General features: G+C 53.8%; 22 protein-coding genes and 1 pseudogene. 5 read left to right on the forward strand and 18 right to left on the reverse strand.

The annotated features are described in order from the left end of the window. Window positions 1-3: 3 nt before the first annotated feature. The 9 genes from V8L70_RS07235 to V8L70_RS07275 form a co-directional block, all read right to left on the reverse strand. A complete protein-coding gene (locus V8L70_RS07235; RefSeq protein ID WP_336269145.1) occupies window positions 4-1,821 on the reverse strand; it encodes a S9 family peptidase in 1,818 nt (605 codons plus the stop codon). Window positions 1,822-1,864: 43 nt separating this feature from the next. After that, the gene (gene pqqE, locus V8L70_RS07240) at window positions 1,865-2,992 is read right to left on the reverse strand and encodes a pyrroloquinoline quinone biosynthesis protein PqqE (RefSeq protein WP_336269146.1); all 1,128 of its coding nucleotides are present in this window, start codon (window positions 2,990-2,992) and stop codon (window positions 1,865-1,867) included. A 3-nt stretch (window positions 2,993-2,995) separates the two neighbouring features. Next, entirely contained in the window at window positions 2,996-3,268 is a 273-nt protein-coding gene (gene pqqD, locus V8L70_RS07245; RefSeq protein ID WP_336269147.1) for a pyrroloquinoline quinone biosynthesis peptide chaperone PqqD, read from the reverse strand. Continuing rightward, window positions 3,258-4,064, reverse strand: a complete 807-nt coding sequence (gene pqqC / locus V8L70_RS07250; RefSeq protein ID WP_336269148.1) for a pyrroloquinoline-quinone synthase PqqC — start codon at window positions 4,062-4,064, stop codon at window positions 3,258-3,260. Before pqqC ends, pqqD begins: the two co-directional genes overlap by 11 nt. A gap of 102 nt (window positions 4,065-4,166) precedes the next feature. Further along, window positions 4,167-5,093: a pyrroloquinoline quinone biosynthesis protein PqqB gene (gene pqqB / locus V8L70_RS07255; protein ID WP_336269149.1), complete on the reverse strand. Its 927-nt coding sequence runs from the start codon at window positions 5,091-5,093 to the stop codon at window positions 4,167-4,169. Between the two features lie 115 nt (window positions 5,094-5,208). Next, window positions 5,209-5,280: a pyrroloquinoline quinone precursor peptide PqqA gene (pqqA, locus tag V8L70_RS07260; protein ID WP_113268409.1), complete on the reverse strand. Its 72-nt coding sequence runs from the start codon at window positions 5,278-5,280 to the stop codon at window positions 5,209-5,211. Window positions 5,281-5,723: 443 nt separating this feature from the next. Further along, entirely contained in the window at window positions 5,724-6,122 is a 399-nt protein-coding gene (locus V8L70_RS07265; protein ID WP_336269150.1) for a lysozyme inhibitor LprI family protein, read from the reverse strand. A 146-nt stretch (window positions 6,123-6,268) separates the two neighbouring features. Continuing rightward, a complete protein-coding gene (locus V8L70_RS07270) occupies window positions 6,269-6,997 on the reverse strand; it encodes a metal-binding protein ZinT (RefSeq protein WP_336269151.1) in 729 nt (242 codons plus the stop codon). A gap of 248 nt (window positions 6,998-7,245) precedes the next feature. Next, the gene (locus V8L70_RS07275) at window positions 7,246-7,452 is read right to left on the reverse strand and encodes a cold-shock protein (RefSeq protein WP_007111857.1); all 207 of its coding nucleotides are present in this window, start codon (window positions 7,450-7,452) and stop codon (window positions 7,246-7,248) included. Between the two features lie 366 nt (window positions 7,453-7,818). Here V8L70_RS07275 and V8L70_RS07280 point away from each other — a divergent pair, with 366 nt between their 5' ends. Then, on the forward strand, window positions 7,819-8,775 hold the full coding sequence (locus tag V8L70_RS07280; RefSeq protein WP_336269152.1) for a calcium/sodium antiporter: 957 nt from the start codon (window positions 7,819-7,821) through the stop codon (window positions 8,773-8,775). 86 nt (window positions 8,776-8,861) lie between these two features. After that, window positions 8,862-9,431: a hypothetical protein gene (locus V8L70_RS07285; protein WP_336269153.1), complete on the forward strand. Its 570-nt coding sequence runs from the start codon at window positions 8,862-8,864 to the stop codon at window positions 9,429-9,431. Here V8L70_RS07285 and V8L70_RS07290 read toward each other — a convergent pair. Together V8L70_RS07290 and V8L70_RS07295 are read right to left on the reverse strand one after the other, a co-directional pair. Continuing rightward, window positions 9,428-11,227 (reverse strand): TRAP transporter permease, encoded by a 1,800-nt coding sequence (locus tag V8L70_RS07290; RefSeq protein ID WP_336269154.1) that lies wholly within the window; start codon window positions 11,225-11,227, stop codon window positions 9,428-9,430. The genes V8L70_RS07285 and V8L70_RS07290 overlap by 4 nt on opposite strands. Before the next feature lie 107 nt (window positions 11,228-11,334). Further along, window positions 11,335-12,312, reverse strand: a complete 978-nt coding sequence (locus V8L70_RS07295; RefSeq protein ID WP_336269155.1) for a TAXI family TRAP transporter solute-binding subunit — start codon at window positions 12,310-12,312, stop codon at window positions 11,335-11,337. Window positions 12,313-12,733: 421 nt separating this feature from the next. Here V8L70_RS07295 and nhaD point away from each other — a divergent pair, with 421 nt between their 5' ends. Further along, window positions 12,734-14,212, forward strand: a complete 1,479-nt coding sequence (gene nhaD / locus V8L70_RS07300; RefSeq protein ID WP_101145721.1) for a sodium:proton antiporter NhaD — start codon at window positions 12,734-12,736, stop codon at window positions 14,210-14,212. A 76-nt stretch (window positions 14,213-14,288) separates the two neighbouring features. Here nhaD and V8L70_RS07305 read toward each other — a convergent pair whose 3' ends face one another. The 5 genes from V8L70_RS07305 to V8L70_RS07325 all read right to left on the reverse strand — a co-directional run bounded on the left by V8L70_RS07305 (window position 14,289) and on the right by V8L70_RS07325 (window position 18,350). After that, complete coding sequence (locus V8L70_RS07305; RefSeq protein ID WP_101145722.1) at window positions 14,289-16,124, reverse strand: putative bifunctional diguanylate cyclase/phosphodiesterase; 1,836 nt, start codon at window positions 16,122-16,124, stop codon at window positions 14,289-14,291. 8 nt (window positions 16,125-16,132) lie between these two features. Beyond that, window positions 16,133-16,804, reverse strand: coding sequence for a glutathione S-transferase (locus V8L70_RS07310; protein ID WP_101145723.1), 672 nt, complete (start codon window positions 16,802-16,804; stop codon window positions 16,133-16,135). A gap of 178 nt (window positions 16,805-16,982) precedes the next feature. Next, window positions 16,983-17,558 (reverse strand): putative antibiotic biosynthesis monooxygenase, encoded by a 576-nt coding sequence (locus V8L70_RS07315; RefSeq protein ID WP_008957086.1) that lies wholly within the window; start codon window positions 17,556-17,558, stop codon window positions 16,983-16,985. Between the two features lie 172 nt (window positions 17,559-17,730). Beyond that, the gene (locus tag V8L70_RS07320; protein ID WP_101145724.1) at window positions 17,731-18,114 is read right to left on the reverse strand and encodes a hypothetical protein; all 384 of its coding nucleotides are present in this window, start codon (window positions 18,112-18,114) and stop codon (window positions 17,731-17,733) included. Window positions 18,115-18,122: 8 nt separating this feature from the next. Continuing rightward, window positions 18,123-18,350, reverse strand: coding sequence for a DUF2835 family protein (locus V8L70_RS07325; RefSeq protein WP_101145725.1), 228 nt, complete (start codon window positions 18,348-18,350; stop codon window positions 18,123-18,125). A gap of 181 nt (window positions 18,351-18,531) precedes the next feature. On the opposite strand from V8L70_RS07325, the gene V8L70_RS07330 reads away from it, so the two are divergent. Beyond that, a complete protein-coding gene (locus V8L70_RS07330; RefSeq protein WP_101145726.1) occupies window positions 18,532-19,206 on the forward strand; it encodes a putative metalloprotease CJM1_0395 family protein in 675 nt (224 codons plus the stop codon). Here the strand turns inward: V8L70_RS07330 and V8L70_RS07335 are convergent. Further along, window positions 19,203-19,562 (reverse strand): annotated as a pseudogene (locus tag V8L70_RS07335) (EAL domain-containing protein); the annotation flags it as partial. The gene V8L70_RS07330 and the pseudogene V8L70_RS07335 overlap by 4 nt on opposite strands. A gap of 95 nt (window positions 19,563-19,657) precedes the next feature. Here V8L70_RS07335 and V8L70_RS07340 point away from each other — a divergent pair. Then, complete coding sequence (locus V8L70_RS07340; RefSeq protein ID WP_336269156.1) at window positions 19,658-20,959, forward strand: IS1380 family transposase; 1,302 nt, start codon at window positions 19,658-19,660, stop codon at window positions 20,957-20,959. Between the two features lie 105 nt (window positions 20,960-21,064). Here the strand turns inward: V8L70_RS07340 and V8L70_RS07345 are convergent, their stop codons facing one another. Next, window positions 21,065-22,534 (reverse strand): putative bifunctional diguanylate cyclase/phosphodiesterase, encoded by a 1,470-nt coding sequence (locus V8L70_RS07345; protein ID WP_232774931.1) that lies wholly within the window; start codon window positions 22,532-22,534, stop codon window positions 21,065-21,067. Window positions 22,535-22,781 lie beyond the last annotated feature (247 nt).

Below are 22,781 nucleotides of genomic sequence, written 5' to 3' on the forward strand. Positions count from 1 at the left end.
GCGCTAGGAAGAAAGCGTTCGGTAGAAGGCGAGTTCTTGCTGGATCATCGCCATTCGGTTCTGTGGGTTTTGCATACCGTGGCTTTCGTTATCAAAAATCAGTACCTCCGCGCGTCCGCCCCCTTTTTCCAGTTGGCGAGCCAGCCGATGTGTTTGCTCAGGCACCACGACTCTATCAAGCTCGCCCTGGATCATTAGCACATTTACGTGGTGGGCGCTTTGGGCCAGCGTATGCATCGGGCTACGCCGCTGCTTTTGCGCTTCATCACCTATTAGCCAGTCCAAATAGCCGGACTCGAAGCGGTGGGTCTGCTGCGCCAGGCTGACCGCATCGGTAACACCGTAAAGGCTGGTGCCCGCTAAAAACCGCCTGGAGTGGGCGAGTGCATTGAGCACCGTAAAACCGCCAGCGCTTTGTCCGCGAATAAAACAGCGCCGCGGGCAAATTCGCCCCTGGGCAATGAGCGCGTCGGCGAGCGTCTCGACGTCCTCGGTATCGAGCACGCCCCACTGTTTGTGCAGCGCCTGTCGGTAGTCCCGCCCAAAATTTCCGCTGCCGCGCGGATTGATATCCACCACGTTAAAGCCTTGAGCCACCCAGTAATGGATCAGCGGATCATATACTGGGTAACAGGCCGAGGTAGGGCCGCCGTGTACGCGCATGATCATTGGGGCGGGGGCATTTTGCGCCGCCGATGCCGCCTGGCGTGCGGAATATAAAAATCCCTGCACGCTTTGCCCGCCATCACCCAGCGGTGTGCTCAGGGTTTCCGGTTGCGGTGGGTTGGCGATGGGGGCGGCTCCTCTTAATACCTCGTAGGGTTCGCCGTGTTTTCCCAGTTTGATCAGTTGCGTCGTGCTCGCCTGACTCTGGGCCAACACGTACTGCCCGTGTGAGGCCTGGGCCAGGCTCACTACTCTGCCGGACTCCAGTGCTACGGGCTCGCTTTGGGTGGAGATAATACGATAAAGCCGGGCGGCACCTTGCTCAACGCGCAGGCAAAGCCCGCCCTGGTTGCCCCAGGCGTGCTGACGTTCGCCTAGCTGCCACGGGGTCGTGATGTGATCACAGGATGCGCCGCTTAAACAGTGCAGGCTGCTTTCGGTAACGCGCCAGGGCTGCCACCAGCCTGCATGATCGCTCATCACGACGAGCGTGTTATCCGCAGTGAAGGTGGGCTGGCTAACGGCCGCCCCGAAATCGAACGAGTCGGTGACATTAAGTGAGCCGTCACTGGTGATGGCGGCAAGCTTGAGTCGGCTGCGCTGCCACGGCATGAAGGGGAGTGACCATTCGACCCAGGCCATCAATGCGCCGCTAGGCGAGATGGCCGGGGCACCGTAAAAGTCGGCGCCTTCGGCAAGTACCTGCTGGGTGGAACGATTGATGGCGATCAAGCGCTGATGCGTGCCCTCTACGCTTCGCTCCTCCACGGCGACGATGCGCTGACGTAGCGGGTCGGCGCAAAGCCCGCCCAGACTGCCATGCTCGGGTGTGTACCAGATTTGTGTTTTTGGGTCAGTGCCGTTTGAATCCGGATCGTGCCAATAGCGAAGCGACTGATCGCTTTGGCATACCCAGGCCGCGCCCTCATTAAGGGGTACGTGGCTGCCTCCACCGTATTGGTTTACCCGACTACCCACGCTCTCTTCATTACTCAAACAGTGGGCCTTCGTCATATCGCCCGCCGGACACCGCCACAGATGAGTCGTGCCGCGCTCGATATGGCGTTCCAGCCAAAAAAGTGCCGATTCAGTGCACTGTAGTTCGGCCATCCGCTCCGGCGGTGTTGCAGCCTCTTCAATCGAGGGAACCCGCATGGACGCTCCTTATCAGCAAACGTGGCTGAGAAAATTCAACACTTCAGGTTTGACGGCAAATGATTTGCGATTGGCGATGCTGGCGCGGTATGAGCGCCAGCTCGTCGGCCTGGGTGCTTTTCAGGCTTGCCACAAGCGCCTCGTGTTGTGCCGAGTATTGGCACACCGGGTCGGTGGCGGCCGGGTCGCCGGTTAACAGGTACGCTTGGCAGCGGCAACCGCCGTGGTCGGTATGACGCTCATCACAGGATTGGCAGAGCGGCGACATCCAGTCTTCGCCGCGAAACGCGTTGAACGCATCGCTTGATCGCCAGATTTCGGCAAGCGGTGTATCGCGTGTATTGGGAAAATCGAGCGGTAACTCGCGGGCGCTATGGCAGGGTAGCGCCGTGCCGTCCGGCGCCACGGCGATAAACACACTGCCCCAGCCGCCCATACACGGCTTGGGTTTGTTTTCAAAATAATCGGGCACCACAAACAGCAGCGACATCTGGCGGCCCTGCTCGGCGAGCTTATTGCGCCAGCGCTTGGTGACGGCCTCGGCATGCCTTAGCTGCTCCTGGGTGGGCAGCAACGCATGGCGGTTCAGAAACGCCCAGCCGTAGTACTGGCAGTTAGCAAGCTCCACGGCATCTGCGCCGAGTTCGTCGCAAAGGGCGATAAGCTCATCGATCTGGTCGATGTTGTGGCGGTGTAGCACTACGTTGAGCACCATGGGATAGCCCGCCGCCTTGACCGCCCGCGCCATGGCGAGTTTATTGGCGTGGGCCTTTCGCGAGCCCGCCAATATCGCTGAAAGCTCTGGGTCCGCGGCTTGCAGGCTGATCTGGATATGATCCAGTCCAGCCTCAGCCAGGGCGTTGACACGCTTTTCGGTCAAGCCCACGCCGGAGGTCAAGAGATTAGTATAAAAACCAAGCTCGCGCGCGTGGCTTACTAGAGTTTCCAAATCGCGCCTTACCAGCGGTTCGCCACCGGAGAAGCCGAGCTGGGCGGCGCCCATCTCGCGGGCCTGGCGCAGTATGCTTAACCATTCATCGGTATTCAGCTCGTTATGGTACTGGCTAAAATCCAAAGGATTTGAGCAGTAAGCGCACTGCAGCGGACACCGGTAGGTAAGCTCTGCGAGCAACCAGAGTGGTCCGTGGGAGGGAAATTTCGCCGTTGGCATACGTTACGCCTCCTTGGCTAGCCAGCCATTTTGCTGCGCCTCAGTAAGAAATTCGAGGACATCGCCTTTAAGCGCGCCTGCTTCGGGGTAGAGCGCTTCGAGGTTTGTGATGATCAATGAAACGCTGCGTTCACCGTCGATTTGATTCAAGATCGCACCGGCGGTTTCATTGAGCTTGACCATGCCTTCAGGATAGAGCAGTACGAAGCAGTCCTGGGTGGGTTCCCACTGAAATCGCCAGCCGCGTCGCCATTTAGGGATCGTTTCAAGCTTCATTTAACACTCCCTTAAGCGAGTGAGCGCCAAGGCCGCGATGGTAAACACGCTCGTTCGTGACGGTATGGTAGGGCGGGCGGTCGAGCTGATAGGCGAGGGTCATCGCATCGAGCATACTCCATAACACATCCAGCTTGAACTGGAGTATCTCCAGGGCGCGCGCCTGACGTTGTGCCGTTGTGCATATGTCCAGGGCGATCTCTAGGCCGTGATCCACATCTCGCTGAGCCTCGCTCAAACGCTTACGAAAATAGCGATACCCCTGCTCGTCGATCCAGGGGTAGTGAGTAGGCCAAGTGTCGAGCCGGCTCTGGTGCGCCTCGGGGGCGAAAAGCTCGGTCAGAGACGAGATCGCTGCCTCCTCCCAGCTCGCCTGGCGCACGAAGTTAAGGTACGCATCGACGGCAAAACGCACGCCAGGGAGCACATGCTCCTGGGTCACAAGCTCCTCCCGAGTGAGCCCCACCGCCTGGCCAAGTGCTATCCAGGCTTCAATACCCCCTTCATCATCCTGGTCGCCATCGTGGTCGAGCAAACGCTGCACCCACTGCCTGCGCACGGCAGCACTCGGACAGTTGGCCAACAGCGCCGCGTCTTTTTGCGGAATTATAAGCTGGTAGTAAAAGCGGTTGGCTACCCAGCCTTGAAGCTGCACTTTTGAAAGCTCGCCCTGGGCCATGGCTTGCTGAAAAGGATGATGAAGATGATAAAACTGCCCTTTAGCCATTAGCGCATCTTTAAACGCCTGTTGAGTAAGCGGTGTTGCGGACTCAAGGGGGGGAGTGTTCGATACCATAGTTGACCTCCTGAAGAGCTGCTCCGTTGAGTGCATTCATCCGTTGAAAAGTACGCTGGTAGGACGAGGTTTGAATAAGTTTTCAGAGCAAAGCGTAAAGAATCAAAGCGTTAAGTTCATCCCGTCGAACGCCACTTCGATATGCTCTTTGGTTAACAGAGCGCGTTCATCGCTTGCCTCGTTCAGAATGGGGTTGGTGTTGTTGATATGGATAAGAATTTTTCGTGTAGCAGCGGGCAGCGTGGCTAAATATTCGCGCATTCCGCCCTGGCCGTTCAGCGCCAAGTGCCCCATTTGTTGGCCGGTTGATGTACCCACCCCGGTACGGATCAGCTCATCGTCGTCCCAAACGGTGCCGTCCACCATCACTACGTCGGCCTTTTTTAAATAGCCCATAACTTCATCTGTGGGCTGGCCTAGGCCCGGCGCGTAGCAAATCGACTTGCCGGTGGATTCATCGGTGATAAAGAGCCCTAAATTGTCGCCATTAGAGGGCTGGCCTCTACGGGGCGAGTATGGCGGCGCGTTGCTCGACAGGGCAAAGGCGGTAAAGTGAAGCCCCTTGCAACTAGGTACGTCAAAATCGATCGTCGAGGTGGTCTCGTCAAGTCCGATGGAGCGCCAGTTAAGACCACCGCTCCAATGGCTTAACATGTTAAAAAGCGGGAATCCGCTGGCTAAATCGCTGTGGGCGTTGGGGGTACACCAGACATCCAGCGGGCAGCCTTCGCGCAGGGATAAAAGCCCTGTTACATGGTCTACCTGGGCATCCACCAACAGTACCTCGGCAATACCACTGCCGCGAAGCGTATTGGGCCAAAGTTCAGGCGCGGCGTTTAGCTGGCTGCGAATATCCGGGGAGGCGTTGCAAAGTAGCCAGCGTTTACCATCGCTACTAATGGCAATTGATGACTGCGTTCGGGCTACGTATCCATCGTGATTCTGGCGAACACTTTCACAGTTGGCACAGTTGCAGTTCCACTGAGGAAAACCGCCGCCGGCTGCCGAACCAAGTACTAATACCTGCATAAGCGTAACGCTCCGTGTTTTGTGGCTCACGTACATCCATGGCGCAGCCTTTTCATTAAAAAATATTCAGCGAGAGAAAGAAATGCCTGCCATAAAGGCAGGCATTGGGACGATATTAGCGGTTTGAGATATATAGCGTTACTTCAAAACCGAGACGGATATCCTGGTAAGCAGGTTTTTTCCACATAATGCGCTCCTCAATAAAAGGGGATGGGATGATGTTTGCTCTAAAAACAATCTTCAATCTACATCCTAGACTCTAACACAAGGTTTTGTAGAGTTTTAAAACCTCTTTATTGCAAAGACATGTACAGCGCAAAAAAAATTGCTGGTCGCCTGCTTTCACTCAATACTAGCCAAATAGCGTTTTATGGAATTGCCACAATGTCCTTAGAAAAGTCCCGAACATCCACCGCGGCCGTACCAAACCATTCCAGGCTAGCTGTAAGCTGGGACGCAGCGGCGACGGGGAGCCAGCACGCCGATGATTTTCAGGGTTAAGCGGCACAGCGTAGTACACCGTAATTAAAAGCCTGTGCGTCAGTAAAGTATCCATTTCGTCTGGCGTTCCGGGCACTCAGTCGAAGCAAAAGACAATGGGGGGATTACCTGCCGAAATATTGATCACTTTCAGCGCGAGCAGCTAAGATCGCCCTCTTCACATTCAGCATGTTCACGTAGCGTTTCAGTTCGTGCTTCTGTCAGCGCTTCAAGGCAGCCGTTACGCACCATAGGCTGCGCACTACCACCCTCAACGGCGCTACTTTCGAACGCACACTCGGCATCGCGAAAACCGATCCAGGCGCGCTGAGCGGTTCTAAGCTTTTCCAGTGAAGCAGAGTTGCTGCTTAATTGATCCACCAGTACCTGATAAGCCTCATTGAGCTCATCGTCAGCCGATTGGTACGCCTGAGCCGAGCATTCGGTTAGCTCAGCCTGTGTCGTAGCGCTATCACAGGTATCGCCCGCGTAGGCAAAGCTGTATAAAGCCAACAACCCTATGCCCATAAAAAGTGAAGACAAACGCATAATGCATGACCCTATTTGATTTGGTAAAAAATATGGAAAGAGTACAGCCGCTCTACTCTAAACCCTATTTTAACAGTGCCAATAACAGCAAAACGCTGGCATGATAGCCAGCGCTTTTTCAATCACTGAAGTATGCTTAATACAGATTAATGGGCCAACATCTCTTCAACAATGTCTTCGCCACTTAGTTCTGACGCGTAATAGGTCGGCCAGTTAGTCACTTCTTCTAACAGCGCTTCACGATCATCGCCCCAGTAAAGGTGGTAGTGGTCTGCGTCAGTTGGGTAAATACCGTGATCGCTGAACTGAATATACTGAGGAAGATCGTCAGCCCCCTCGCCTTCGAGCTCATAAATAAAGCGAACACCCCGGTTGCCCGCCTCGTAATTTAAAATCTCGTAGCCATCGTACTGATAGTCACCTGACATCTCTTCACCGTCCGCAAAGAAAGTGACGTTGCTGCCGTCGATAACGATACGATCTACATCCGTTTCATACCCTATCTCGTAATACGCTTTGTACTCTTCGGCGGTTTTATCGCCGTGCTCTGCTTTATCAGCAAACACTTCATCTAGCGTTCCATCTTGTAGGTACGGATAGACGGATTGCCAATCACCTTCCCAGTCTGAAAGTGAGCGATCCTCGATCTGCTCATCCTCAAAATAACCCGAATAGATATCGCTATCGCTATCGTGGTCGTGGTCGTGGTCGTGGTCGTGGTCGTGATGAGCATGATCTTGATCATGGCTGTGGTCATGGTCATCAGCACTGACGTATTGAGCGCCAGCGAGCAGTAACGTACTGAATGCAAAGGCACTGACAGCCTTTAGCGGCGACACGATCTTTTGCCTATCTTCCATCTTGCTGGCTCGCATGCTTCTTTCTCCCTTGTGAGTTAACGCTCAAGAAAGATACAATATAACATATCATTTAATCAAGCTAGTTGATTAATGCATAATAGAATTGTGAGGAAAGTGGCAACGGATGGGGTAGTAGCGCCTGCCGGCAAACGCAACGATAGTGGAATCGTGGATTTATTGAAGACACAAACGCATCGGGCCCCGCCTAAGCGGGGCCCGATCATCGAATCTAAACGATTCGAGAACTTAAATAATCACTAGGATTAAGAAAGCAGCTTAATGTTTGAAGCTTGAAGGCCTTTCTGACCTTGGGTAACGTCAAAAGAGACGTTAGCGCCTTCAGGCAGAGTTTTGAAGCCATCAGACTGAATTTCAGAAAAATGAGCAAAAACGTCATCGCTGCCGTCAGAAGGAGCAATGAAACCGAAGCCTTTAGAATCGTTGAACCACTTAACTGTGCCAGTTGCCATGATATTAAATCCTTTTCGCAAGTCGCGAATTGTAGAAATCCTGGTATTACCCAGATAAATAGTGAGTAGAACAAGGAATACAATTACAGACTACCGAAAGAATTCGAATGTTTCTGGAACCATGCTTGCTTGCTAACTTACTAACTGCGCACATCCTGTCACGTAGTTCACAGCAGGTCAAAGCCTTTATGTTTTTTTATTTTTACCCTACTTTTCATAGCCATTTAAACCGCGCAAATTTACATAAATAGTCTTAATCTTGCCAAAGAGCTGGGCACTACTAATCCGATCGCCTAGCGCGCTCTATTGGCCAGGCAAACCCTGCATTAATCGCAGCCTGACCAGTACTATGGAAGAGGTTTTAACATGCTATATGGACTTAGTTTGTTGGCGGGTATTGCGCTGCTCACCCTGGGTGGGGAGTCACTGATTCGGGGTGCTGTTGCTGGCGCAAGAAGGGTGGGCGTTTCGCCCCTACTGACCGGACTGGTAGTTGTCGGTTTCGGCACATCGGCACCCGAGTTGGTTGTTTCTATTGATGCTGCTATAAACCAACAGCCTGACATTGCTATTGGCAACATCGTGGGTAGCAATATCGGTAATATCTTATTGATTTTGGGCATGTGCGCCGTGATTTGCCCTATGGTGGTTCAACCCTTAGCGCTACGCCGGGATGGCTTGGTGGTGGTGCTAGCCAGCCTACTATTTATTGGCCTCTCATTTGGTGGAGCACTGGGGCGTGTTGATGCAGCAATCTTTATAGCCTGTCTTGTGGGCTACCTTGTTTGGGCTTACTTAAGCGAAAGTCGGCAGCATATTCCGGCGGCAGATATGCATGCCTCAGAAGCCGAAGAGATGACCAAACTCCCCACCACGGGCTGGATGATCGCCTTAGCGCTGGTGATTGGTTTAGGCATGCTAATAGGAGGGTCACAGCTACTGCTCTTTGGCGCTATAGGGTTAGCCCAGGCATTGGGTATTTCCGAAGCAGTCATTGGGCTAACCATCGTGGCTGTTGGCACCTCACTACCTGAAATGGCCGTGTCGGTGATTGCAGCGCTGCGCCGTCATGCTGATGTCGCCGTTGGTAATATTCTAGGCAGCAACATATTTAACCTGCTGGGCATCCTCGGTATCTCAGCATTTTTACAACCACTGCCCCTTGCACCACGCGTGGCCCTGTTTGACCAGTGGGTGATGCTGGGTGCCGCTGGCATACTGGTGCTGTTTTTGTATACCGGTATGCGCCTGTCGCGCTGGGAGGGAGCCGCACTGCTCGCAGGCTATGCCGCTTATATAGCGTTAAGCTTTACGATTTTTTGAGATGGCCTAATCGTTGATTGCGCTGAGCCAAAAACCCACCGTTTTTGGCTCAATGACTTGATTGTTTATCGTGGAGAAACGTCACCGTGCACATTGCTACCTTGGGGCCTAGTGGCAATAACCATGAATTGATTGCCAAGCGCTATCTCAGAATGCGTTGCTCAGGCGAAGGCAGCCTGACACTCTTCAGCCACTTTGAAGATGCCTTTCAGGCGCTTATTGCTGGGCAGGTTAGCCACGTATTGCAGTGCACCGCCCACGCCACCCATAGCGACTGTGTCGGCCGCTATATGCATCAAGCCTATCCGGTCGACACCTTTATTGCGGGTAGCAAGCCGCTGGCGCTGATCGCACAACGTGCCACTGCACAGCCCACCCAAGTGGCACTGCAGCCAGCCACCCGCTATTACACTGATTTAACGGGCTATGCGGAGCTCATTGATGCCCCCACCACGGTGGCAGTAGCAGAAGGCCTGCTCGCCGGACGTTTTGAAGCAGGCATCTGTGCTGAAGAGGTGCTCGCCCAGGCACCCGAGCAACTGCGGTTGGTGCAGTCACTGGGGCCTGCGCTGGATACCTGGGTGATGTTTGCCACTACCCCGCTGCCAGCCTCTTCGCCGCTACGGCTGGATGCTGACGATTCGTCCCAGGGCTAAAGTAAGAAAATCAGGATGCCTCCTGTCGCGACTAGCGCCGCACGCTGCCACAATGCTTTGCGCGCGATCACTCCGTAAGAGATCGCCCCCAGTCCCAGCGCCACTTTCAGCGCATTCAGCAGGGCGCCTGACGGATTAAAGGCTAGTTGGATTATTTCCGGGTTGGCCACCATGGCTAGGGGAATAATATACAGCCCGATCCCCAGCGCCATGGCCTTGAATGCCACCTTCAGCCAGTTCTCCCCCACCATGCCAGCGGCAATAAACACACCGCCACACACCGGCGGCGTGATAGTTGAGAGCAGCGCATACCAGAAGACGAACAAGTGCGCTAGAAGCGGTTCCAGACCCAGCGATGTCAACGCCGGCCCGGCGACAGAGACACAGATTACGTAGGCGGCGGTGGTTGGCACCTCCATGCCTAAAATCAAGCAGGCGAGCGCCGTTAGCAGCAAGGCTGGCCATAGCATGTCGTTGGAGAGCGACAGGATACCTGAGGTAATCTTGACGCCCAGCCCTGTTAGCGACAGCACGCCGACCACCAGCGAGGCGCACAGGATAATCGCGCCGATCACGGCAATCTGGCGCCCGGCAGTGACCGCAGCAGCGGCTAACCGACGGCTAAAGCCAGGAAGCGAAAAGCGCAGCGTCACATCAAAGAGCAACAGCGCAATGCCTGCAAAAATCGCAATACTGGCAGCGTACTGAGGGGTATAACCACCGTTGAAGATGCGTTCTAGCAGCAACACGAACGGGATCGCAAAAAACAGCGAGGTAATGACGACCTCTTTCGCGTGAGGGCGCTCGCTTTCCGCCACGGGCTGTAAGTCATGCCGGGTCGCGTAGGCATTGATGCCCACCCAGACGGTCAAGAAATAGAGCACTGCCGGCAACATTGCCGCGGCCATAATTTGTGTATAGGGAGTCCCCGTTAGCTCCACCATGACAAACGCGCCAGCCCCCATCAGCGGTGGCATGATTTGCCCGCCAGAGGAGGCAACCGCTTCCACCGCACCGGCGAGCGAGCGCGGGTAGCGCAGGCGTACCATGGAGGGAATGGTGATTGCCCCAGTGGAGGCCACGTTAGCTGACGCCGAACCGGAGATAGAGCCCATCAGTGCCGAGGAAATCACCGCCACCTTGGCCGCGCCCCCGGTCAGCCGCCCTGCCACCGCGCCAGCGAGATTCATGAAGCCCTGACCCGCTTCGCCGGCATTGAGCACCGCACCGAAAATCACAAAAATCGCCACTACACTGACACTCACGCCGGTCAGCGATCCCCACAGCCCGCCTTCGGCAATGGTCAATGTGCCCACCATGCTAGGCAGCGGGAGCCCAGGATGGCCAAAAGCACCAGGGATGTATTGGCCGAAAGCGCCATACATCAGGGCCAGCAACGCGACCAGCGGCAGCGGCCAGCCAATCGCCCGACGAGCGGCCTCAAGCGCCAGCGCGATTAAAAATAGCCCGATCCCCATCTGCAGGTGGGTATCAATAAAGCCATACTGATTGGCTAGCGTGGCCTCATTGACGGCGATATAGCCACATGCAGCCACGCCCAGCACCGTCAGCACCCAGCCGCTGATTCGCTGCGCCGGTGTGTTGGCCATGTAGACCAGCACCCAGGGCAACAGCAGCGCCATGTGTAGCGGCCGACTGACGAGCGCAGGTGTTAAACCATAAAAAATCAATCCAAGATGAAACACCACACTCACCGCCCCCAGCGCCATCCAGCCTGGGGCTATGGCGTCATCATCGATGGGGGTCGCCGCTGGCGAAGAAGTAACAACACGCATGCCAAGTTGCCTATTATCAATACTGCATCAATACCGCATCAACTCTGCATCAATACAGAACTGCCACAGCGCGAGCGCCGTGGCAGTAGGAAGAAGGGAGAAAGTGACTAACGTAGAGAGTCAGGCACCTCGAAGCCCGCTTCTTCGTAATAGCGCAGTGCCCCTGGGTGTAGCGAGCCGGTCATGTTTTCCAGCATTTCAGGGATAATACTGCCCCACCAGGCGGCCTCTTCGGCCATGGCATCACGACGCTCCCAAAATGTTTTGGTTAGCGTGTAGGCGGTATCGTCATCCATATAGGTGGTGGTGTAGGCAATCACCGGCAGCGATGTGGTTTCGACATCTTTATCAACGCCGGGGTAGGTACCGCCGGGGATCGTTTGGCGCGCTGCGCCGGTTTGTTCGATTTGCTCATCGGTCAGACTAACCAATGATATAGGCATGCTGGCGGCGGTCTCGATCACATTGGGTGATGGGAAAGAGCTGGCGGTGACAAAGCCGTCAATCTGGCCATTTTTGAGCGCATCGGGGCCGCTGCCAATCGCCGCATCGGCGATTTTGACGTTCTCTTCCAGACCAAACAACTCCAGGTAACGAGCCGCTTCCCGGGCGCCAAACGTACCTCGGCCAATTAATAAGTGCTTGCCTTCCAGGGCAGACATGTCAGCCACCCCTTCGTCACCCGCCAGTACAAAGTGCATGGTGATAGAGGGGATGGGGAACAGGCCACGAATTTCCTGAAAGCGAGGGTTCTGACGCTCTGCAAAGGCGCCCTCTCCTGCCATGGCCTGTTCGACTAACGCAGGCGGCGTGGTAAACACGTAGTTGCCTTGACGAGCCATGACCTCCATGACGTTTTGTACCGAGCCCTGACTCTCTTCAAGGGTCAGAATAATCGCGTCATCCGTACCCTGGCGGATTGCTTCTGAGAGTTCTACGCCCATCTGATAGTAGGCGGTACCTGCAGAAGCCGATTTATAGGTCACCCGCGTTTCAGCGTGGGCGGAGAAAGCGGTACTTACCAGCGCTAGCGTAGCAGCCGTCACGCCAAGCGAGCGGCGAAGGGAGCGAAATGAATTGCGCATCTTAATCTTCCTTAGCGTATCCAGCGGCCGTTTTCTAACGGGCCTCGTTTTTATGTTACCCAGCAATGGGCCTAGGGGGCGTCAACATACCATGACTATGCCTAAACGGGCAGCCTCGCCTGGGGTTCGACGGTGATAATGAAAGCGTGCATTAGTGAAAGGAAGAATAAAGGAATGGATATTATTTAATAATGCTATTCGGCATTAGTATAACCCCCACATTTAAATCAGCACTTAGGCAAAACTAATGTTGTTAAAGTTACCATTACCTAAAAGATTAATTTCCTAAAAAAAGATGCTATTCCCCTAAGAAGAACTACTTTCGTTCGTTTTTATAAAGTATTGCGGCGCAATATAGGCTGGTAAACTAGCGGCGCTTTTACACCACTCCTGACAACTTAACCATGAGGAAAAACGTCACATGCCTACGTTGTGCCAACCCTCTCGCCAGCCACGATTATATCGTCGCTGGCTTTTTTTGTTAGCGGCCTTACTATTAGGCGTAAGTCCCAATGCGTTTGCCGTTACTGGTGAACTCAATTTAACCACCTCGGTTGTCGGCTTTTTTGCGGTGGCTATTTTCGTTCTGGCGTATGCCCTCGTCATGGCGGAAGAAAAGATTCATATGCGTAAGTCGAAACCGGTGTTGGTGGCAGCCGGTATCATCTGGAGCCTCATCGGCTGGGTGTATGTCCAAAATGGTATGTCGGAAGCGTCAGAGTACGCGTTTCGCGTGACGCTTTTGGAGTTCACCGAGCTGATGCTGTTCTTGCTGGTGGCCATGACATATATCAACGCGATGGAAGAGCGTCGGGTGTTTGATGCTTTACGCTCCTGGATGTTACGCAAAGGTTTCAACTACCGGACACTGTTTTGGCTGACCGGCGGTCTCGCCTTTGTGCTTTCACCCATTGCCGACAACCTCACCACCGCACTATTGATGTGTGCCGTGGTAACTAAAGTGGCAGAGGGCGATCAGCGGTTTATTAACGTCGCTTGTATCAATATTGTGGTGGCCGCCAATGCGGGGGGTGCATTTAGCCCCTTCGGCGACATTACCACTCTCATGGTGTGGCAAGCTGGCATGGTGGAGTTCCAGGAGTTCTTCATTCTGTTCTTCCCTGCCCTGGTCAATTTCCTAATACCCGCCTCCATCATGAGCCTGTTCATTAAGGACGAGAAACCCGCTAGCGTTTATGAAGATGTGTGGATGAAGCGGGGTGCCCGGCGCATTGTAGGGCTGTTTTTATTGACCATTATTACCGCCGTGCTGTGCCACGTAGTGCTCCACCTGCCGCCGGTGCTGGGTATGATGACCGGCCTGGGCTACTTGCAGTTCTTCGGCTACTACCTACGCCGTAGCCTACCCCGCTCGCTGGAGCGTAAGCGCGAGCGCTATAGCCGCCGTGGCGACAACAAGAAGCTTGAGCAGTTGGGTAGCGTGGTGCCGTTTGATGTCTTCAACCGCGTGGCACGTGCCGAGTGGGATACATTGCTGTTCTTCTACGGGGTAGTGATGTGCGTTGGCGGGCTTGGATTCATGGGCTATCTTGGCCTGTTGTCAGAAGCGCTCTACACCGGCTGGAACGCCACGGCAGCCAACATCACGCTGGGTATTGTATCAGCGGTCATCGACAACATTCCCGTTATGTTTGCGGTGCTCACGATGGAGCCCGATATGTCTCACGGCCAATGGCTGCTGATTACCTTAACCGCAGGCGTCGGGGGCAGCTTGCTGTCGATCGGTTCAGCGGCAGGGGTAGCGGTAATGGGCCAGGCAAGAGGTTCCTATACGTTTATGGGCCACTTACGTTGGTCGCCGGTCATTTTGCTTGGCTATATCGCCAGCATTTTGGTTCACATGTGGCTTAACGCTGAGAGCTTTGCGCTCTTCAGCTAATCGCATAAACGTAAGTTAGATAGACCTAACCTTTACCCCTTTTCAGCGTGCTGGAAAGGGGTTTTTATATAGCCGCTTAATAGCTTTCAAAAAGGTACTCAATCGGTGTCGGGCGGCCAAACAGGTAGCCTTGATAGCGGTAACAGCCATGGCCTCTTAGCCAATCAAGCTGTTCTTTTTTCTCTACCCCTTCTGCGACCACGGTTAAGCCTAAACTCACGGCAAGCAGTATCGTCGTATCCACGATCGCCGCATCTGTCTTGTCAGTGAGCAGTTCGCGAATAAACGATTGATCAATCTTTAGCTCATCTAGCGGTAAGCGCTTTAGGTAGCTCAGCGATGAGTAACCAGTGCCAAAGTCATCCAGTGCAAAGCGAACCCCTCTAGCGCGGAGTTTCAACATCGTATTGCGCACCCTGACTGGCTCGCACATCAGCAGGCTCTCCGTTACTTCCAGCACCAACCGGCTTGGCGGTGCCAGCGTCTCTGCTAATAAAGCCTCTACGTCATGCACGAAGTCGGGTTGCTGAAACTGAACAGAACTCACATTAACGGAAATACTTAAGGTGGCGTAGGTCGCTTGATGGGACCACTTTGCCAATTGCTCGCAGGCCGACCTAAGCACCCAATAACCGATGGGCACAATGAGCCTATTCTCCTCTGCCAGAGGTATAAACGTCGCGGGGGAGACCCAGCCACGCTGGGGGTGATACCAGCGTAATAATGCTTCAACCCCCGTGGTCACGCCCTGATGGTCGACCTGCACCTGATAGTGCAGAGCCAACTCATTGCGCTCAAGGGCCTTATGCAGGTCAGCTTCCAGGCTTGCCCTTTCCAGTACGCTGGTCTGCATATCGGCGTTAAAAAAGCACAGCGTGTTGCCGCCAGCCCTCTTCGCCTGCTGCAAGGCCATATCCGCTTGTTGCAGCACGCTATCCATGCTGTGTTCGCGCCCGGCAAACAGTGCAATGCCAATACTGGCGCTAATGGGTAACGAATGACCGCCTCTCACTTGAGCGATGGTTTCCAATAGCTGGCGGGAGACACGTTCAGCTTTTCGGACGGCCTCGGTCTGCGGCTCGCCCAGGTTATTCAGCAGTACCACAAATTCATCACTACTAAAGCGTGCCAGCGTGGCCTCTGGCTCTAGCCGCTGTCGTAGCTGTTCAGCAACGTTAATCAACAGTTGATCACCACTCTCATGACCCTGGATGTCGTTCACTAAGCGAAAGTTATCCAGATCGATCACCAACACAGCGCTATAAGACGCTGACCACTCATCATGATCGATCGCGGACGTTAACGAGTCCATCAGCATCCGACGGTTGGGCAGACCTGTCAGTGAGTCATAGAAGGCCAGATAGTAGGTGCGCGACTGCATTTCGAGGTAGTCAGTGAGTTCCGTCGAAATACCGCATAGAGAAGGGGGAGCACCGGGGGACATCGACAGCGGCATTTTGATCGATAAGAATGTTCTTACCTGGCTTTCACCTTGTAAGACGTTACTCTCCTCGACCGTTACTTTCTTGCCCGATGCCAATACGCTGCGATCAACCTGCTCCATTTCAGCAGCGCTGCCGGCATCAAAAAACTCAGCGTCGCACTTACCAATAACTTTGTCGGCTGGCAGACCAAATAAATCGCTGATACGGCGATTCACGTATTGATACTCTAAGGTCGGTGACTTGATATAAATAAAGGCATCGACACTATCCAAAATAGTCGCCAGCATCTCTTTATTGGTTTGCAGCAACGCCCTGTTATGTTGCATGCGGCGCTTGAGTAACAGATTGCCCAGCAGTGCTAAAAGCAGAAAAACGAGCAGCAAGGCGATTCCCCAGCGCCCCAAATAAGTGTCAATGCTGCGCAGCAGCTCTGCTGGCAGAGCTGCTGAAGTGGCGAAATGGTACATGGTAGTTATTACTGGCCAGGCATGGTTAACGGGCCAGCTCGCTCTACCACTCGCTGCCACGCGGAGTCTTGTTCGATACGCGATACAAAAGCGGCAATGGCAGAATACTGCTCTAACGACTGGACGGCCGCCACTGCCTGTAGCGGAAAGCTCATTTGAATATCCGCGCCACTAGGCCAGGGGCCGGCAAAATTACCGTTGGCTGATAAGTGCTGGTTTATAAAGGTGAGGTGCTGTTTCAACTGCGGTGCTAAAAAACGCTTACTCACCGTATCGCTAATGCCTTTCGCCAGCGGTTTAATCAGCCAGGGCGACTGCTTGGGAACTTGGCTAAACACAAGCTGCATCACCAGCAGTGGCATCAGTGAGCCTTCGGCATAATGTAGCCAGTAGCGGTAATCTACCCAAGCCCGCAAGTCACCGGGAGAAGGCTGACACCGCCCTTGCCCGTAGCGCTGTAACAGGTAGTCAATGATCGCGCCTGACTCAGCCACGGTGAGATCACCATCGGTAATGACCGGGGATTTACCAAGCGGGTGGATTTTTTTTAGCGAGTCGGGCGCTTGCTGTGTTTTGTCATCGCGTTGGTAAATTACCAGCTCATAGTCCAGTTCTAAGGCTTCTAATAGCCACAAAATCCGATGAGAACGAGACTTTTCCAAATGGTGAACGTGAATCATAAAAACTCCATGGGGCTGGGTTATACACCAGCATTGCACTGGCGACAGTTATCCATTACTGCAAGCACCTTCAGCTTAGTAGCACAAAGATCATCTTAATAGGATCAATATACTAAAGTTAGCACCATTACAGCGTTGAACCCCATGAAAGCATTAAACTAGTAAAAATTAATGAAAATTAACGATGTGCATGACGCCAGCGCGCCAGTAAATCCAGCGGCGACCACTTTCCTTGCAGCCAAGGTGCTAATAAGCGCGTCGAGAGCGGAATAAACACAAACACCATCACTGGCGTCAACATCAAGGTACTCACCATCACCCGCGGCACCAGCGCCCAATCGGCCAATACGCCGCCAAATACCCATTGGAAAAGCAACGAGATGGGGAAGAAAGCCAACCAAACAGCCACGGCTTGCTTCCAACGCGGCGGAGCGCTGTTTCCGTTGTTTTGAAACCACGTGTCCAGCCCAGTGGCACGGTGCTCTTGAGGCGCTTCATACAGCCCTTTTCCGCGCGCCAACCACGCATGGCGTGAGGCGGAGTGTTCCCAGGCGGCTAAGGTTTCGCTGCTGCTAAAGCGAAATATGATCTGATATTCATCGTCATCAGCGGGGGGTGCTAGTACGCCAGAGCCGAGGTAGCCAGCAAAATCAGCCGCCAGCTCGCGCCCTTCGTTTAGCCAACGATTAAAGTCGAAGTAGCGGCCGTGCTCAACGCGACGAGCCACCATCAATGTGACCGGTGAGGCAGACATGGTATATCTCCTAATATGTGGACAGCCAGCGCCGGGTAGGCAGGCTGCTTGCTTTCAGGCGGGTAAGCCTGAAAGTCCAATGCCACATTGTACAAGCAATGTTGATGCCATGCTGTGAATGTTACGTACTGGCGGTTAGTGCTAGGCGCTAGAACAAGGTGCGCCGGGTGATTTACCGCCCAGGAATCGGGTGGGGGCGTTCTCCTCGCTGGAAAGCACATACATGCTGGTAGATCTCTTTAGCACTGCGTATCGCATCCGCCTCTTGAGGATCAGGCTCTACGACCGGCCCTTGATACTCGCCTTCAGAGCGAAGAATGGCATCGACCTCAGTCCGGTAGCGATTCAGCAAGTGTTCTAAATTGATTCTTATGCGGTGGGTCTCCAGCCCAAACGCTTGGCGCTGATCCGTGCGTTTAAGTATGTCCAGAGGGCTGGTGGCCGCTTCACTTAAGCTTTCTAGCGTAGAGAGCACTAACTTTTCAGCACTGTTTAAATTGGGAATGACGTAATAAATGAGGTCATTCAGGATGATCGATGTTTCATCGCGGTGCATAGGCAAGCTCAACGTCCGGTTAAAGGATCAATACTAATAAATCGGCCCTGTTCAGAAAAACTTAATCGATAAATACCGCGCACACCATCGCGGCTAACCACACGACGAATCGCCTCGGCAGGAAAGATTACCCAGCGCCCATCCACGCTGCGGGTACGCACATTGGCAATGCGCCCCTCATAATGGGCTAAACACTCATCATAATTTAGATTGATGACGACATCGATGGTTAGCATAGGATGGTTAGCACAGATAGTAGGTCAGGGTTGAGATAGCGAAGCGCCCTGGTAATTAAAGTAGTAACAACATGAGTCGTTGAATGATTGCGCGACGAAACACATAGCGCTGACTTGCACTGTCGGCATCGCTCGCTAATACTTCATGGTATCCCAACTCGCACTGCGTCGGTAATAAACTATGGCCGTTTCTGCTATCAGCACCTCGTCTCTCACTGCGTGGGCATACCCTGCAGCAAATACGCACTCACCGCGTGTAGAGCAAGCGTCAAAGGAGCGCGCGCTTGACGAAGAGACAACTTCTAATAACGCCTCCAGCGACACCAGTACGCATAAAGAGAATAGCAGCGACGCAGCTGGCCCCAAGCGTGCTGACGGCACACCCATGGCGCCGGAAGAGATTCAGCAATTAGAACAGCTTAAGCAGACCGACCGCGAGGTACGCCAGCACGAGATGGCTCACCAAGTCGCAGGTGGCGCCTATACCGGCGGCGCTAGCTACGACTATGACGTTGGCCCCGATGGCAAGCGCTACGCAGTGGCAGGCGAGGTGCCGATCGATTACGGCCCGGTGCCCAATGATCCCCAAGCGACTATCGAAAAAATGCAGACCGTGATCGCCGCTGCGATGGCCCCTGCCGACCCTTCTCCCAAAGACCATCAAGTGGCCGCTCAAGCACGCCAATATTTACTTGAAGCGAAGTTAGAAGCGGCCATGCAGCGTAGTGAAATGGAGCAAGCCCGCAGTGCTGGTGCCGCTGATTCGTCAGAAACTACGTTGTCGGAAACTACTTGGCCGGAAACTACAGCTGAGCCAATCGCTGAAGAACCCACTGCTAAAGAGCAGGCCGCTTAACAGGCTGACTGAGCCAGCGAATTCCAGTCCGCACGCATTGGCCAATCCGCAAGCCAAGCTGGCAGGGCTTCAGCAGGCATTGGGCGGGCAATACCATAACCCTGCGCCAACTCGCAGCCCAGCGCCATTAACGCTTTTGCATGTTCAAGCGTTTCCACGCCTTCGGCCAGCATGGGTCGCCTAAAGCGATTAGCCATATAAATCACGCTCTCCACAATCGCCATATCGTCTTGGTCGCTGAGCATGTCGCGTACAAAGCTCTGATCAATTTTGATCAGGTTGACCGGCAGTTGACGCAAGTGGGTTAACGACGAAAACCCGGTGCCAAAGTCATCAATAGCGAAGCTTACGCCTAGCCCGAATTTCTCACGGGGTATAAAAGAAAGCGGCTGAAAGTGTTATTATTTCAGGACGTTACACCAGAAAAAAACACCAACAGCCGCTATCCAAAATGGTACCTGAAAAACTGACCTTCTCGCCACTCTCTCGCCGTCAAATTGAAGCCGATTTTTCCGGCGGTCACATCACCTCCGATGCCGGACTGTTTTTGCTGCGCGAGGTCGATAAACAACATCGCCTGACTCGCCGACTAGCCTCGGTACTTCACGATCCCCGGGATCCAGAACAGATTCGCCACCGGCTAGACACCATGGTTCGTCAACGGGTATTTGGCGTGGCCGCTGGATACGAAGACCTGAACGATCATGAAGCCCTTCGCTTTGATCAAGCGCTGCAAACGGCGGTTGGCCAGGACGACTCCTTGGCAGGCAAGTCCACGCTGTGCCGGATGGAGCAGCAGGCGGATCGGCAGGCGATAGTGAAGGCCCATCAACTACTTTGGCACCACTTCATCGAGCAGCACGAGGAGCCACCGGCGGAAATTGTGTTGGACTTTGACGGTACCGATATCCCGGTTCACGGCGAGCAGCCGGGCAAGTTCTTCAACGGCTACTACGACCACCATTGCTACTTCCCGCTGTATGTCTTCTGTGGCCGCCATCTGCTAGTGAGCTATCTGCGTACCAGTGACCACAGCGACAGCCATCACAGCTGGGCCATCCTGGCGTTACTGGTGCGCTTTATTCGCCAGTACTGGCCCGATACGCGCCTTGTGTTACGAGGTGATAGTCACTTTTGTCGCTCCCGGATGCTCAACTGGTGCGATCGGCATCACGTTGACTATATCGTGGGTATCGGCAAGAACAGTCGGCTGCTCAAGGAAGTGGATGTGCCCATGATGCTGGTGCGCAAGACCCAATGGCAGGTGGGAGGGAAAGTGGCAGAGACGTTCCGCTTCCAATATCAAGCACACGCCTGGAAGTATCCACGCTGGGTGGTGGCCCGTCTGGAAGAAGGCGAACTGGGCTCTAATCCCCGGTTTATCATTAGTTCCCGTTATGACGACGGCTTCAAGCTCTACTACGAGCAGTACTGCGCTCGGGGCGACATGGAGAACCGGATTAAAGATCAACAGCTGAGCCTGTTTGCTGATCGTACCTCCAGCACGCACTGGTGGGCCAATCAGTGGCGTCTGATCTTATCGGGCTTTGCCTATACGCTGTTCGAGCGATTACGAACACACCTGAAAAAGACGCCCTTCGCGCGTATGAGCCCGAGCAATCTGCGGCTCAAGCTGATCAAGGTGGGGGCCGTCATTATCCGCAACACCCGGCGAATCCGTGTGTTGATGAGTGACAGTTACCCCTATAAAGCGGAACTATCCGATCTCGTCAGGCGGTTGGTGCCGAGCTGAATGCTCGGGCGCCCCCGGCCCGACGCAATGGGGGAAAGGGGGAAGTGTGTCTGAACGACGGGGAGTGGTTAAAAAGTAGGCAATTTAAGCCGTGCCAACAGTTTTTTAGTGGCATTCCGTCTTGGGTGCAGTACTTGCTGAGGTGCTATGAGAAATCCGGGCTAGCGCCTGACAGAGCGACATATTGTGCAGCGCGGCCTGAACATCATGCATCGCGGCGCTCTCAAGCACCTCGAGCTTTAGCATTGATGGCGGCACATCAGGGTGGCATGCCAATAGCTCGGCTAAACGTTGGCTAAAGCTACTCACTAACAGATGCGTAGGGCTGATATTCACATTGATGGGCAGCGCGATGCCTTGGGCATGCCATTCCGTTAATTGGCAAAGTGCCCGCTCAATGACCCACTCGCCTAAACTTACTTCTAGCGGGGTGGTATCAATGATGGGTAAAAACTGGCCAGGGGCAAGCAATCCTTCTTCAGGGTGCTGCCAACGAATCAGCGCCTCGACCCCGACTACTTTGCCACTGCGCATATCGACCTGGGGCTGATAGTAAAGACACAGCTCATTATGATTGAGTCCATCAATAAACCGCTGACGCTGCTCATGGCGCACCTGCAGCAAACGGTCATGGTTAGGATCAAACAAGTGGAACGTATCGCGACCGCGCTGTTTAGCGCGATACATTGCCTGGTTGGCATGGCGCAACAATACATCGCCCTGAACGTGATCATTCGGGTAGCGCGTCACCCCTAAGCTTGCCGTCAGATGAATACTCTGGCCATCAACCATAAGTGGCTGGCGAATGGAGGCTAACAACTTCTCAAAAAAATCTTCGTCTACGCCATGGTGGAGTAACAGCACAAACTCGTCGCCGCCCACCCGCGCCAGTACATCATCACCGAACAGTAGATGGCTTATGCGCTGTGAAAATGAGGAAAGCAGCGCATCGCCCACCGACGTACCAAGCCGATCATTAATGTTTTTAAAGAAATCGATATCCAGCGAGCATACCGCCAACGGCAGCTGCTTAGCCTCTGCGTGCTGCATAGATTCCTGGATCAATTGCGTCAGCAACTGCAGATTGGGTAACCCTGTTAACGCGTCAAAATAGACTTCTCGATTAAGATGGCGCGCATGCGCCGGAATGGCCGAAAGGTCAGCAAGCACAATCACATGGTGGTCGATTGCACCGTGCTCATCGCGCACGCGATTAATCGACATCATGCCAGGGTAAAACTGGCCGTCGTGGCTGCGATAGCTCACTTGGCTTTTACTACGATCCCGCAATTGTAATTCTTCACGCATCAAGCGCGTTGTACGGCTATCATCCAACGGTAAAATACTAAACGCTTCAGGCGTTTTGCCTTGCACATCACCCAGTATCATCCCCGTTAACTCACAAAAAGCGGGGTTCACTTCCACTACCCGGTTTTCCGCATCGGTAATAATGATCGCTTCATTGGCGTAGCAAAAGGCGGATTCAACAGGAGACGCGGTATTGCTAACGGACGCCGTCGGCATCGCATTAGAGCGGGGAAGTGGGGATGTGGGCTCAGAGGGCTGTTGAGACAAAGACTGTTCCTTTTGTAGATTCAAGGATTGATACATATGTCTCTGCTCTCCTCGTCCATCATCTGTTATCGATAGTTTGTTCTAGATAGATAGTATCGTAGATAGGCTATATTAAATCTACTTCGCCACATCTCCTTCGAATAAGGATCGATATTAACACCGTCTTACTGCTTAGGCTCTTTGAACGACACAATACATTATCGACGGCAGGAGCAATAACTTAAGGGGCAGGACTGGCAGCGCCCAA

Source organism: Vreelandella arctica (assembly GCF_037070215.1).
Classification (GTDB): Bacteria; Pseudomonadota; Gammaproteobacteria; order Pseudomonadales; family Halomonadaceae; genus Vreelandella; species Vreelandella arctica.

Coding starts and splice junctions, on each gene's coding strand:
- V8L70_RS07235 (WP_336269145.1), bottom strand. CDS start 1,821: ATGCGGGTTCCCTCGATTGAAGAGGCTGCAACACCGCCGGAGCGGATG.
- pqqE (WP_336269146.1), bottom strand. CDS start 2,992: ATGCCAACGGCGAAATTTCCCTCCCACGGACCACTCTGGTTGCTCGCA.
- pqqD (WP_336269147.1), bottom strand. CDS start 3,268: ATGAAGCTTGAAACGATCCCTAAATGGCGACGCGGCTGGCGATTTCAG.
- pqqC (WP_336269148.1), bottom strand. CDS start 4,064: ATGGTATCGAACACTCCCCCCCTTGAGTCCGCAACACCGCTTACTCAA.
- pqqB (WP_336269149.1), bottom strand. CDS start 5,093: ATGCAGGTATTAGTACTTGGTTCGGCAGCCGGCGGCGGTTTTCCTCAG.
- V8L70_RS07265 (WP_336269150.1), bottom strand. CDS start 6,122: ATGCGTTTGTCTTCACTTTTTATGGGCATAGGGTTGTTGGCTTTATAC.
- V8L70_RS07270 (WP_336269151.1), bottom strand. CDS start 6,997: ATGCGAGCCAGCAAGATGGAAGATAGGCAAAAGATCGTGTCGCCGCTA.
- V8L70_RS07275 (WP_007111857.1), bottom strand. CDS start 7,452: ATGGCAACTGGCACAGTTAAGTGGTTCAACGATTCTAAAGGCTTCGGT.
- V8L70_RS07280 (WP_336269152.1), top strand. CDS start 7,819: ATGCTATATGGACTTAGTTTGTTGGCGGGTATTGCGCTGCTCACCCTG.
- V8L70_RS07290 (WP_336269154.1), bottom strand. CDS start 11,227: ATGCGTGTTGTTACTTCTTCGCCAGCGGCGACCCCCATCGATGATGAC.
- V8L70_RS07295 (WP_336269155.1), bottom strand. CDS start 12,312: ATGCGCAATTCATTTCGCTCCCTTCGCCGCTCGCTTGGCGTGACGGCT.
- nhaD (WP_101145721.1), top strand. CDS start 12,734: ATGCCTACGTTGTGCCAACCCTCTCGCCAGCCACGATTATATCGTCGC.
- V8L70_RS07305 (WP_101145722.1), bottom strand. CDS start 16,124: ATGTACCATTTCGCCACTTCAGCAGCTCTGCCAGCAGAGCTGCTGCGC.
- V8L70_RS07310 (WP_101145723.1), bottom strand. CDS start 16,804: ATGATTCACGTTCACCATTTGGAAAAGTCTCGTTCTCATCGGATTTTG.
- V8L70_RS07315 (WP_008957086.1), bottom strand. CDS start 17,558: ATGTCTGCCTCACCGGTCACATTGATGGTGGCTCGTCGCGTTGAGCAC.
- V8L70_RS07320 (WP_101145724.1), bottom strand. CDS start 18,114: ATGCACCGCGATGAAACATCGATCATCCTGAATGACCTCATTTATTAC.
- V8L70_RS07325 (WP_101145725.1), bottom strand. CDS start 18,350: ATGCTAACCATCGATGTCGTCATCAATCTAAATTATGATGAGTGTTTA.
- V8L70_RS07330 (WP_101145726.1), top strand. CDS start 18,532: ATGGCCGTTTCTGCTATCAGCACCTCGTCTCTCACTGCGTGGGCATAC.
- V8L70_RS07340 (WP_336269156.1), top strand. CDS start 19,658: ATGGTACCTGAAAAACTGACCTTCTCGCCACTCTCTCGCCGTCAAATT.